Here is a 12,576-nt window from a genome sequence, read left to right as displayed (position 1 = left end):
GCCCGATTTGTTCCACTCATAATCAGCAGAAAGAATTCCCCACTGATTAAGGTTTCACTTTATGCAGATGTTTTTGTATCTTGTTCAAGTACAGTACCATCTTGAAGCACTAATTTTGGTGTAGCATTTTCTGCTACTGTTTCTTTTGAAATCACACATTTCTCAATATCTTTACGAGACGGAAGTTCGAACATCACATCAAGCATAAGGCCTTCAATGATTGAACGAAGTCCACGTGCACCCGTTTTACGTTCAATTGCTTTTTTCGCAATTTCAACAAGGGCACCCTCTTCAAACTCTAATTCAACATCATCAAGTTCCAATAACTTTTGGAACTGCTTCACAAGCGCATTTTTTGGCTTTGTTAAGATGTCAACTAGAGCGCCTTCATCAAGCGGCTCTAAATTCGCAATAACCGGAAGACGACCAATAAATTCTGGAATTAATCCAAATTTTAATAAATCTTCTGGTAATACATGCGATAAAACATGCTTTTCTGTTACATCAGCATTTTTCTTCTCAGAACCGAAACCAATCACTTTTTCACCAAGACGGCGTTTAATAATTGGTTCAATGCCATCAAATGCACCGCCACAAATGAATAAAATGTTTGTTGTATCAATTTGAATAAACTCTTGATGTGGATGCTTACGACCACCCTGAGGAGGAACGCTTGCTACAGTACCTTCTAAAATTTTAAGAAGTGCCTGTTGCACACCCTCACCAGATACATCACGTGTAATTGACGGATTTTCTGACTTACGCGCCACTTTATCAATCTCATCAATATAAATGATTCCTTTTTCCGCTTTCTCTACATCATAATCAGCTGCTTGAATAAGTTTTAGTAGGATGTTTTCTACATCTTCCCCAACGTATCCAGCTTCTGTTAAAGATGTTGCGTCAGCAATTGCAAATGGAACATTTAAAATACGTGCTAATGTTTGTGCCAGTAACGTTTTACCGCTACCAGTTGGTCCAATTAAAGCAATATTACTTTTCGCTAATTCTACATCATCAATTTTGCTGTTAGAATTAATGCGTTTGTAATGGTTATATACCGCTACCGCTAAAGCCTTTTTCGCTTGATCTTGTCCGATTACATATTCATCCAAAATCTCACGGATTTCTACCGGTTTCGGTACATCTTTGAATTCTACTTCTTCATCTTTTGCAAGCTCCTCTTGCACGATTTCTGTGCAAAGTTCTATACATTCATCACAAATGTAGACACCAGGACCTGCAACAAGCTTTCGAACTTGCGTTTGTGTTTTACCACAGAAAGAACATTTTAATTGCCCTTTTTCATCATTAAATTTAAACATATTTTCACACCCCTTACAAAGTGCTAAAACCTTGCCTTCGTATGTACACGATAAATGTATCGTATGTAAATACATATTATGTCACTACGTGGCTAGAAATACAAATAATATGGTTAGTTATGTACAAATAAAAAATTTTTTGAAACTTTTGAAATATGTATATTCGACTTTCGAAGAATCATTTCCTTCTTCATAACAAAAATGTTTTACAAATATATTTATATTTATAAAACAAGGCACGAGCAATGTCGCGCCTTGTTATTTTATTATGCAGTCTTGCTGTTATCTACTAAGAAATCTACTGCTTTACGAATTTGAAGCTCTTCTTTTACACCTTCAACGTTACCAAGAGCTTGTTTCACAGCGTCTACTGGCATGTTGTACATTTCAGCCATTTTTTCAACTTCTGCATTTACTTCTTCTTCTGTTACTTCAATGTTTTCAGCTTTGATGATTGCTTCAAGAACAAGGTTAGTTGTTACGCGTTTTGCTGCGTCTTCTTTCATTTGTTCTTTTAATTTTGCTTCATCAGTACCTGTGAATTGGTAGTAAAGCTCTAAGTTCATGCCTTGGTAGCTTAAGCGTTGCTCGAATTCGCGAACCATACGATCTAATTCAGTTTCGATCATTGCTTCTGGAATTTCAATTTCTGCATTTGCAGCAGCTTTTTCTACTACTTCGTCACGAAGTTTGTTCTCAGCTTCATGTTTTTTGTTCTCTTCTAAGTTTTCACGAAGTTTTGCTTTTAACTCATCAAGAGTTGCTACTTCTTCGTTTGCATCTTTTGCGAACTCATCATCTAAAGCAGGAAGTTCTTTCACTTTAATTTCATGAACTGTTACTTTAAATGTTGCTGGTTTACCAGCTAGTTCTGCTGCATGGTATTCTTCTGGGAATGATACTTCCACGTCTTTTTGTTCGCCAGCTTTTAGACCAACTAATTGCTCTTCAAATCCTGGGATGAATGTACCAGAACCAATTTCTAAAGAGTAGTTCTCGCCTTTTCCGCCTTCAAATGCTTCGCCATCAACGAAACCTTCGAAGTCGATTACAGCTGTAGCACCGTTTTCTACAATGCCGTCTTCTTTAACTACAAGCTCAGCTTGACGCTCTTGTAAAGATTTTAATTCATTCTCTACATCTTCATCAGTTACAGTAGTATCAACTTTTTCTACTGTTAAGCCTTTGTACTCGCCTAATTTCACTTCAGGTTTTACAGTAACTTTTGCAGTGAAAATTAAGTTTTCGCCTTTTTCGAATTTCTCGATGTCGATTTCAGGGTGAGCAACTGGGAAGATACCAGTTTCATCAATTGCTTCTCCGTATGCTTTTGGTAAGATGATATCTAAAGCATCTTGGTATAAAGATTCTACACCGAAGCGTTGTTCGAATAGTGGACGAGGCATTTTTCCTTTACGGAAGCCTGGTACATTGATTGTTTTTACAACTTTTTTGAACGCAGCGTCTAAAGAGTTGTTTACTTCTTTCACATCAACTTCAATTGTTAAAACGCCAACGTTACCTTCTAATTTTTCCCATTTTGCAGCCATTTATTCTTTCCCTCCAACTATAATAATGTATGCACATACCTCTAGAGATCGAGGCATTTATCGTCTCTGATAAAGAAACAACAAACACTCTGTAAAGCTGACGCATTCAGCTTTTACATCCGTTATAAAAACCTCGGACGCATCATTCTCAATCTACTATTTGTCCAAAAGACAAATATGGTATATTTTGTTCGAGAATAATATGAAACATATAAGTAAGAGAATATTTGTTTCTATTCTCTTATAAAAAGGCAGATTTCAGCCTTTTACAACCCTTACATTATAACATAGAATACTCTCGTTTCAATAACCGAAACATTCTTTTTCATTATACTGGCATAAACCCTTCTTTCTCAATACGTAAAAACCACTGATATGCAACATGATATTCTTCAAGAGTAATATCATACTCACGAAGAAGCTGTTCCTCACGAATCGGCATTCCAAAGCGTTTTCTTCCAACTCTCTCTAAAACAGCTGCCCATAACTTGTCTTTCTCTATTAATAAAGGAAACGGAAAGATGCTTGTTTGCATTTCTTTCCAATATGTAATAATCGCCTCATACATCGTTGGATTATCATGCTCTAAGCGATCAGACAATATATGTAACACTTTTTCTGTATCATATGGATTATAAGATAAATTAGCCGGTATAACCGTTATTGTCTCACCGAATTTCTCCACATCTACGCTTTCTTGTATTTGATTTTCCATTAATATGTGTAAGATAGAAGTTTTAATATAAGGGTGCTTCGTTTCATCTAGTAAAAATTTACGCAGCGCTGGCAACGCACTTCCGACATTTCTATTCGGAAGACGATTTATCGCCCGCAGTTGCTTCCCATAATCACCTTTAAGCAAAGCATCTGCAAACGCAGGTTCATCAAAAAATACGTCATTGTCTATTTCTACTACTTCTTCACCATCTAACATACTCTTTGCAAACAATGCAAGTTGTGCTAATTTCTCTTTTTGCTCTTCTGTTATTTCTTTCGTTTGTAAAACGGACTGTACCGTTTCAATAATGCCTTCATAATCATTTGTTTGTACTAAAATCGTAACATATGTTTCGAGAATATCCTGAAATAAGAGTTCCCCTGTTTCAAGCAATTCCTCGCATCGCTCTTTCGCTTCTTTCATTTCCTTTAATTCTAGTAAACAAATAACTGAAGCCAATTCTGATTGTTCTGTCTGTGCTCCGTACTGGCGCAACATTTCGAAGCATGTTAAAGCTTCTTCAAACCGACGTTCACGCAATGCAATAAACCCTTCGTCGATAAATCGCGCTGACAACTGCGGAAACAATACGACCGTACTTTCTTTTTTATCCATACGCTCGCCTCTTTTTTTAGATTTTCAATACACTTTAAAGTTAATATAACAAATGATAGTTCGGAACACAATATTTGGAATCTGTTCGTTTTTACTAGGAAAATACAGATTTCTACTATACAAAAATAGAATATACTAACCAGAAATACGAAAGTAGAATTTTTAGAAGCAAGTGATGATCCTTACAGGAGGAAGAAAAAAACTCTCAGCTACTGATGCGGAGAGTTCTAATGAAAGGCTTTTATAATAGTAGGATATACAAAGAGGGTTATCACTTGAAGAACAATAAACACCATTATGATGATGCTAAAGAAGAAAATAAGCTTACTACGTTTCATCAATACCATAATAATAATCATGGTACTAATGATTGAACACAAAAAAAATATACTTGTACTTGAACTTAATAATCCAATTGGAAACATAAATAATAAAACAACACTACAAATCCCAACAATCCCCAATAACCATTCCATTCCTTGTCCCCTTAAATCTTATTTATGCAATTAAATGTTTTATAACATTAATCATGTCCATCAATTTATCAAAGGCAACAACTCCAAAAGCAATCGATAAAGCTACAACAGCTAAACCTTTCATTATTTTTCCTCCTCGCGTCGTCTTTGTTATCTTTAGTATAGATTTTTTAGAAATAGTTACCATCGAATTTTCTTACATGTACCTTACAGAATTGTAAGATTTCTCAAAAAAAAAGACTTCTCTCATGTTATAATAAATTCGAAATGATTCAGAAATTTCAAAACGAAAGGGCGATACTACAATGTTTAAAAAAGTAGCAGCTGATATGCTTGGTTTAAGTGACATTGGGTCCGTTATTACCCCTGCTGATTATGATAAAGTAGATGCTGATGATTATGTCATGCATGAAGAAAACGAAAAAATTTACTTTTTAATCAAATCAAAAACAGATGAGTATTGCTTTACAAATACAGCTCTTATTCATGTTGACGGAACAAGTGCGATAAGTAAGAAACGTACACTTCGCCGTTATAATTACAACACTCATAAAATTTCTAACGTTCTGCTTGAAACAGCAGGGACAGTAGACTTAGATATTGAGATTAAATTTAATATGGGCGGAGAGCATTACTCCATCGACGTACATAAAAAACATATTGAAGAGGTAAAAGATTTATATAAAGCGCTTCTGAAAATCGCGGAAATCACTCATGAAAATGATATCGTAACGCAATACGCACATAAGAGCTTAGAAATGGCCTCTTCTACATTAAGCAATGTGAGAAATGCTGAGCTAGATGTAGCAGCGCAGTTTAAAGAAATTAATCAAATAGCGTTTAACTGGCTTGTGGATACGAAGAAACAATATAATGTAAAAGATTTCGGGTTTGTGTTTGAGAAGTTTATTAACAATTAACCTAAACTCATATAAAAAGAAACAGTCCTTATCTCTTTCATATGTATTTACAATAATGTGCTTAATTTTAAGCCCTTAAACTAGTAAAACAGCCAACCTTCCATGGATACTCAATGAAAGGTTGGCTGTTTTTTCAGTATTTATGTTCAAGCATAATTTATTAACGAAGATTTAGTTTAAGAAAACAGACAGTGTATTCACTAAGCTTCTTACGAGTACTCACTGAACCCACTTGAAGCCCCCCTCTTTTCCCTACTCCTCAGTTGAACTCAAATCCAAGATCTCGTCTCTTCTCGTTTTGGTCAAATATATGACCAAACTCAAAATCGTTACAAAAAAGATCGCACTAGTTCCTATGGTACCTAAACCAAGACCACCTTCATCGCGAGGCTGCGACAAGTAATCACCGAAAACCTTTATGTATCAACCACTTTATTTTACTAAAGCTCGATAATAAGACCTTATCCGCAACACAAAAAAGGAACCGCGATTTGCGATTCCTAAAATTTTTATTTATTTGCTCCGTTTATGACACTAAGCGAATTGTTAAGTGCAGATTTGCACTTGTTGACATCAGGGTTTGATGAACGAACTGCTGCTAATACACTGTCAATAGTTCCATCAATTTTAGTCCACGTTGTGCCATCTATTTTCCTAAGTTTAGGCTCCGCTGTGTCCCATTCATGTTCCAAATTGTCTGCCCCTTTTTTCGCCGAAGTAAAGTCATTTGAGTTTACATGGTTTAGCATATCACTTTCAATTTTAACAAAATCTGTTAACTGTCCAGATAATGTAGTTTGCGCAGAATCGGTTGGCGGTGCTATATGATTACTGCACCAAACATAACCGCCTATACCACCAACTAAGAACATGCATAGTACCACAATGGTTTGTGTCAAAACATTTTTCTTGTTTCCATTTGCTTGTTTTGTTTCTGCTGTATCACTTTTTACCTTTGTATCAACTTTTGTAACAGCAAGAAAAACGATTATCGCTAAAATAGCTATTAGAAAAATTACACTAGTAATTGTTGTCCCCAAACCTAACCCGCCATTATTTTTGGGTTGAGATAGGTAATCTCCTATTGATGCTCCGAGTGGACGAGTAAGAATATACGCAATCCAAAACGCTAATACCCCATCAAGTTTCAAAAACTTCCATGCTAAAAATACACAACCAATTATAATAACGACTAGTATTCCTGTGTAAAGATAACCAAGTCCGAGTTGTTCGGAATATAAATCTCCGACTGCTGTTCCAAGTGCAAATGTGAAAAGAATGGTAAGCCAATAGAAAACTTCTCTTTTTCTTGTAAAAATCGAGTGTATTGAGAGTGTTTTTTCACTGAGATACCAAAAAAGAAAAGTTAAACCTAGCAGCACGGAGAAAACTACCGTACTAACCTCAAGAGGTACTCCCATATTGTCTGTTAAATTATCAGTTACCAACGTTCCAAATACACTTATAAGAACAACAGTTAGCCAATAAATGCCTGGAACATATTTAGTTGCTCTGAATTGAAGATACAATACAATGAAAAACGCTATTCCCATAATTATGGTAGTGAGAGTTAAACCAAATCCAAGGTTGAAATTTAGGAAATCAGCAAATGTTTCACCAACAGTTGTGCATAAAATTTTGATTATCCAGAAGAAGATCGTAACTTGTGGAACCTTATTCAACATCTGCCGGCCTAGTGACGAGGCGGCAGCGACTTCATCGGAAACGAATAGATCTTTTGCCAATGAACTCATCTCCTTTTATTGTATTTTAGCCGATAATGAATAACTTAAACATTTCATGATTCTCGTTTATTCATTTGATGATTACTACAAGAACTAGTCCCTACTTTACTAACTTTTAATGAAATTCATCTGAAAATCTAATTAGATTTATATGAGAAATTTATTAAAAATTAATGTAACATCATAAAAAAGGAAAGCATTCTTTATAACAAGCGCTCTTCTAGGGGAGTAAAAAAACAAATAAAATAACAATCATTTAACAAAAAAAGCATCGGTTTTATCACCGATGCTTTACTTTTTTATCATAAGAAATAGCACAATTACCATTTCTTATGATAAAAAATAAAAAACCTTGTCATCAAAAGATAACAAGGTTTTTTTAGCGTCCCAGGAGAGATTCGAACTCCCGACCCGTCAATTACCTACGATATATAAACGATTCTTTCATCGTTTGCTGAACGTTCATTTGGGCGGTCAACTGACCGTTTTTGTTAATTAATATTATACGCTATATAGTAGTTCTACGTCAATGTTGAATGCCTTTTTGTTCTATCAATTCCCTATCGAAAATTCTGACGCATTTAGATGAATCCCCTTATCCACGGAATAAAAAATAATCGTCTTAAAATGCGAATCTCGGCGTACCTTTCCGCACTATTTTATATATTTTGATCGCAGTCTTAATATATCTTCCTCTTCGCGAATACCTGCCGATCCCTTCCTCACATTTTTTACGACAGTCCAATTCGGGTTAGTTTCATCGCCGATATTCTGTACTGTAAAGTTGCCGTCACCATATTTTCGGTGACCTTCTGCCAATTTCTCCGTTAAATCATTCTCATTTGATCTCGCCATCCTTGCGCCATCTCCCTTTTTTATACAACCTTCTTAAACTGTCCAACCAATCACACGTCCAGTCAATTGGAGATTCTCGTTTTCCGCTTCTATTAATTGTAACACACTGTCGGGGATAAGTTCCGATAATAGCTGCTTAATCGCACTAGAAACGTTATTTTCTTCGAATGTGAATGAGCCGACGGCAGTTACGCTAAACGATGCGATTCCTTGCCGCTGTATTTTGTTTGTATGTGATTTATCTAACGCTTGTTTTACGGCTCTAGCTCTATCGTATTTATCTTCATAGCATCGCTTGCAAATCAGCTTAAATCCCCCACGCCCATTTCGATAATAGCTATCTAGCGGAAACTTTTCAGCGCAGGATTTACATTGCTTTACTTCGGTTTCCTTACCGTCTACCTCGATAAATTCCGTCACGGTATATTCGCCAGTCTCCAATCATATCTGTAATAGTTGCTGCGAACACAGCTAGTCCTAATATTACGGCGGCTGCACTAAGATACAAGTTTCCGATAATATCCGTAACTACTAACGCAATTAGTGCGATTGTTAACAGAATTACGGAATGTTTCTTCCTTTTTTTTATTTTTACTTTTATCTTCATATATGTACCCCCTTTCGAAAGGAAACGTATTTCTTTGTCCTACTTATCGTCCATTCTTCTTACGCAGCCTGCGTTCTTTTATAATTGCTGCACCTACCGCAGTAGATATCAATAGGAATAGTACGGCGATAACGTCAACGATAAGGCTGTTAAACTTAGACGAGACACCAACGAATACCAGCGCTATCGTTAATACCGCTAGCATGATTAAGGTTACTTTATCTTCGCACGTAGATACCCACTCCTATCTACCTTTTTTCTTCCTGTAATAGCTTCTTAAACTCTTCTTTAATCCACTTTTTCACACATAACTTACAAATTCCACCTGAAAACAGACGTATTTTATCTGAATTTAAAGGTTGAATATACTCTTTAGCTACTTCTGCTTTACGGCAATAAATTGTTTTAGTGCCCATATCGCGAATAATATGTAGCTTCCTTATTGTATTTACATTAGATAAGTTAAATCGAGAAGAACTACCTACCATGATATTTCGGTCTCTTCGTAAACGATTTAAAAGTCCTTCAAACAACTCTGCTTTCCTCTCTGAGCTAATGTGCATACAGTCTCCCCACCTTATCCCGATACATTCTACTCTTTATTTTACCGCACACAGTAAATTTATGTAATTAATCATTCACTAAGACGCAACCCTCTTTCGTTTTACAAACGAGCGCACCGCCCCTCTAGCACTATCAAAAGAGTGACCTGTTTTAGCTGCCAACCTTCTAGCTATATCACATGTACTTTCTACGTGATCTGTATCAAAAACGATATCCACTATTAATTTATCGGTTTCTCTTTCGCATGTTTAGTCATTCGTTTTGTTATGATGTTATTCGTCGGACTAGTTACGACACTTCCGCCACTCTTCGTAATAAAGAGATAATCATTTTTTACGTTGTATTCTCTTCGAATAATTTCGTTTTGTTTCATAAGAACGTCTAGCAATCGTGCGAGAGCGTCGTCAAACGGCAGATATATTGATTCATGATTCTTAATAATACCGCCGTCAACACTTAATACTTTCGCTTCTAAATCGACATGTTTATGTTCTAATTGCGCCAAAAATTAATATCAATCCATCCGTTATCATGACAACGTCCTAGAAACGCCTTTATGCACTTTAAACGAGTTAATTTCGTTTGATTGCTAACGTTCATAGACGATAACCATTCGTAAATATGATTAACATTTAATTCTTCTAGGTACTGCGTGCCCGTTACCTTCGCAAAGTGATTAACGTGTATATAGTAGTCATTTATCGTACATTCACGTAAGCCAGTCGCCTTCATTTGACGCACAACTATATAGAGCGCTTTGTCGATTGTTAAATTTAACGTATAACGACTTTCTGCGGTCTCTTTCTTAACACGATCACTTTTCAATCTATCGCTAAAGATATTCGATAAGTCTTCGCTAACCGTTAAAGAATCTCGTCTTTTTGACATAAAAAATAAGCCTCCTAACTCGTTAGTGACCGCACATTGTACGATTCAACTGACGAATCAGAAGGCTTATATATTGCGGAATTTGACGTTACCGCAAAGGTTTTTTTAGCGTCCCAGGAGAGATTCGAACTCCCGACCGACGGCTTAGAAGGCCGTTGCTCTATCCTGCTGAGCTACTGGGACATGGAGCGGGTGAAGAGAATCGAACTCTCGACCAGAGCTTGGAAGGCTCTTGTTTTACCACTAAACTACACCCGCATGATATGAAATTTTTACTAATGTCTCATCGACAGTTTTTATTATATTATTACCAATAATTAAAGTCAACATTTTTTTAAAATAGGGTGAAGAAAAATTTCTCACCCTATTTTAAATGTTTTTTCCGCTACAGTTGCACCATCTAATGTAAGAAAACGAATATCTATTTCGCCTTCTTGTATTTCGAGTAAAGCAAAGGTTTTTTCTCTGCGCGAGCGCGGCAAAAGAATACTTCCTGGATTGATAAACAATATGTCGTCTATGATTTCTGCTCCCAATATATGTGAATGACCGAAGCAAACAACATTTGCCTCAGCTTCTTTAGCACGATATAAAAGTGTTTGCAGCGTCATTTTAATATTGTATAAATGGCCATGCGTTACAAGAAAGCGAGTGCTTTGTACATCTGTGATGATATCATTTGGAAAATCACCAACAAAATCACAATTTCCTTTCACCACATGAAACCCTTCTAGTTCAGAATACTGAGATGTTAATTCAGAATCACCGCAATGAATCATCACATCTACGTTTCCTTCATATTGCTCTTTTAATTGTTTTAGCTCTTTCACAGAACCGTGACTGTCGCTCACAATTAACGCCTTCATCGGTTTCGCTCCCTTATTGTTCTTCTCCTAAAAACCATACTGGAATTTTTTCTTCCAATTTACGAAGAGCACGTCCGCGATGACTAATTTTATTTTTCTCATCAGATGACAATTCTGCCATTGCGCTTTTGTATTCTTCTACATAAAAGATTGGATCATAACCAAAGCCATTTTCCCCGCGCTGTTGTTCTAAAATCTTCCCTTCACACGTTCCGTTTACAATCAATGGTTTTTTATCTTCTTGTGGAAACGCAACGGCTAATGCGCAATAAAAACGTGCTGTACGTTTTTCCATTGGAATACCCTTTAATTCTTCTAGAACCTTTTGAATGTTAGCTTGATCATCCTTTTCTTCTCCTGCATAACGAGCAGAGCGAACTCCTGGTTTTCCCTGCAGAGCATCTACAATTAAACCCGAATCATCCGCAATGACAATTTCATCTAACTGTTTACAAAGATGTTCCGCTTTTAAAATGGCATTCTCTTCAAACGTTTCACCAGTTTCTTCTACTTCTTCAATATGAGGAAAATCATAAAGTGATTTTACTTCTAAATCAAACCTTTCAAATAGCTCCGCAAATTCACGTACTTTTCCTGCATTTTTTGTTGCTACTACAACTTGTTTCATATTTTTACCTCTATTCCATATGAGTTACAATATCGCCCAACGCTTCTTTTTGCATTTCAATAAGCTGTAAAATTCCATGTTCCGCCGCATCTAGCAATTCATTCAATTCACTACGGCTAAATGTTGCTTCTTCTCCTGTACCTTGTACTTCAACAAAATGCCCTTTTCCTGTCATAATAACGTTCATATCGACATTCGCCTTAGAATCTTCTGCATAATTTAAATCTAACACAATACCATGCTCATCAACGATTCCAACAGACGTTGCTGCCAAGTAATCTTTCACTGGAATTTTCGATACTTTCCCTGCTGCTACAAGCTTCTCAAACGCTAATACCATCGCAACATATGCCCCGGTAATAGAAGCTGTTCTCGTTCCACCATCAGCTTGAATGACATCACAGTCAATCCAAACCGTCTTTTCACCGAGCGCTTCTAAATCCACAACAGCACGTAATGCTCGTCCTATTAAACGTTGAATTTCCATTGTGCGTCCCGTTACTTTTCCTTTACTCGATTCACGAATTGTACGCTGTTCTGTTGCACGAGGAATCATAGAATACTCAGCTGTAACCCATCCTTTTCCTTCGCCTCTCATAAACGGCGGAACCCTTTCTTCAATCGTTGCTGTACAAATAACTTTCGTATCACCAACTTCAATTAGTACTGATCCTTCTGGATGTTTTAAATAATTCGTATGAATATGTACACGGCGCAAATCTGCTGCTTGTCTACCATCTACTCGCATAAAAATAACCCCCTTATAACTGCTACATGTTAGTATAGCCCATTTAAAAATTATGTTATGTATGACAATAA

General features: G+C 36.3%; 12 protein-coding genes, 2 tRNA genes and 3 pseudogenes. 1 reads left to right on the top strand and 16 read right to left on the bottom strand.

The annotated features are described in order from the left end of the window. Positions 1 to 59 precede the first annotated feature (59 nt). From clpX to AB1279_RS05335, 4 genes are all read right to left on the bottom strand, one after another. A complete protein-coding gene (gene clpX / locus AB1279_RS05350; RefSeq protein WP_230573826.1) occupies positions 60 to 1,325 on the bottom strand; it encodes an ATP-dependent protease ATP-binding subunit ClpX in 1,266 nt (421 codons plus the stop codon). A gap of 266 nt (positions 1,326 to 1,591) precedes the next feature. Next, complete coding sequence (gene tig, locus AB1279_RS05345) at positions 1,592 to 2,875, bottom strand: trigger factor (RefSeq protein ID WP_429758094.1); 1,284 nt, start codon at positions 2,873 to 2,875, stop codon at positions 1,592 to 1,594. 328 nt (positions 2,876 to 3,203) lie between these two features. Further along, positions 3,204 to 4,208, bottom strand: coding sequence for a hypothetical protein (locus AB1279_RS05340; protein WP_429758093.1), 1,005 nt, complete (start codon positions 4,206 to 4,208; stop codon positions 3,204 to 3,206). Positions 4,209 to 4,435: 227 nt separating this feature from the next. Next, entirely contained in the window at positions 4,436 to 4,684 is a 249-nt protein-coding gene (locus tag AB1279_RS05335; RefSeq protein WP_429758092.1) for a hypothetical protein, read from the bottom strand. Positions 4,685 to 4,989: 305 nt separating this feature from the next. Here AB1279_RS05335 and AB1279_RS05330 point away from each other — a divergent pair, with 305 nt between their 5' ends. After that, positions 4,990 to 5,604: a PH domain-containing protein gene (locus tag AB1279_RS05330; RefSeq protein ID WP_336481842.1), complete on the top strand. Its 615-nt coding sequence runs from the start codon at positions 4,990 to 4,992 to the stop codon at positions 5,602 to 5,604. Positions 5,605 to 5,856: 252 nt separating this feature from the next. Here AB1279_RS05330 and AB1279_RS05325 read toward each other — a convergent pair. From AB1279_RS05325 to rph, 12 genes and pseudogenes are all read right to left on the bottom strand, one after another. After that, positions 5,857 to 6,015, bottom strand: a pseudogene (locus AB1279_RS05325) (hypothetical protein); the annotation flags it as partial. A 548-nt stretch (positions 6,016 to 6,563) separates the two neighbouring features. Further along, positions 6,564 to 7,358 (bottom strand): annotated as a pseudogene (locus AB1279_RS05320) (COG4705 family protein); the annotation flags it as partial. Positions 7,359 to 8,003: 645 nt separating this feature from the next. Further along, a complete protein-coding gene (locus tag AB1279_RS05315) occupies positions 8,004 to 8,204 on the bottom strand; it encodes a cytoplasmic protein (RefSeq protein WP_335358855.1) in 201 nt (66 codons plus the stop codon). A 33-nt stretch (positions 8,205 to 8,237) separates the two neighbouring features. Then, complete coding sequence (locus tag AB1279_RS05310) at positions 8,238 to 8,624, bottom strand: hypothetical protein (RefSeq protein ID WP_429758091.1); 387 nt, start codon at positions 8,622 to 8,624, stop codon at positions 8,238 to 8,240. Beyond that, entirely contained in the window at positions 8,596 to 8,811 is a 216-nt protein-coding gene (locus AB1279_RS05305; RefSeq protein WP_429758090.1) for a hypothetical protein, read from the bottom strand. Before AB1279_RS05305 ends, AB1279_RS05310 begins: the two co-directional genes overlap by 29 nt. 248 nt (positions 8,812 to 9,059) lie before the next feature. Next, on the bottom strand, positions 9,060 to 9,374 hold the full coding sequence (locus tag AB1279_RS05300; protein WP_429753692.1) for a hypothetical protein: 315 nt from the start codon (positions 9,372 to 9,374) through the stop codon (positions 9,060 to 9,062). 236 nt (positions 9,375 to 9,610) lie between these two features. Next, positions 9,611 to 10,263, bottom strand: a pseudogene (locus AB1279_RS05295) (tyrosine-type recombinase/integrase); the annotation flags it as partial. 109 nt (positions 10,264 to 10,372) lie between these two features. After that, a tRNA-Arg gene (locus AB1279_RS05290) sits at positions 10,373 to 10,446 on the bottom strand. Position 10,447: 1 nt separating this feature from the next. Then, positions 10,448 to 10,521 (bottom strand) — tRNA-Gly (locus AB1279_RS05285). 101 nt (positions 10,522 to 10,622) lie between these two features. Then, entirely contained in the window at positions 10,623 to 11,129 is a 507-nt protein-coding gene (locus AB1279_RS05280) for a metallophosphoesterase family protein (RefSeq protein WP_429758089.1), read from the bottom strand. 13 nt (positions 11,130 to 11,142) lie between these two features. Next, the gene (locus AB1279_RS05275; protein WP_429758088.1) at positions 11,143 to 11,757 is read right to left on the bottom strand and encodes an XTP/dITP diphosphatase; all 615 of its coding nucleotides are present in this window, start codon (positions 11,755 to 11,757) and stop codon (positions 11,143 to 11,145) included. A gap of 10 nt (positions 11,758 to 11,767) precedes the next feature. Then, entirely contained in the window at positions 11,768 to 12,505 is a 738-nt protein-coding gene (gene rph, locus AB1279_RS05270) for a ribonuclease PH (RefSeq protein WP_429758087.1), read from the bottom strand. Between the last annotated feature and the right edge of the window lie 71 nt (positions 12,506 to 12,576).

Source organism: Bacillus sp. S14(2024), assembly GCF_050473785.1.
Classification (GTDB): Bacteria; Bacillota; Bacilli; order Bacillales; family Bacillaceae_G; genus Bacillus_A; species Bacillus_A yunxiaonensis.
This window is presented reverse-complemented; position numbering and strand designations above follow the sequence as displayed.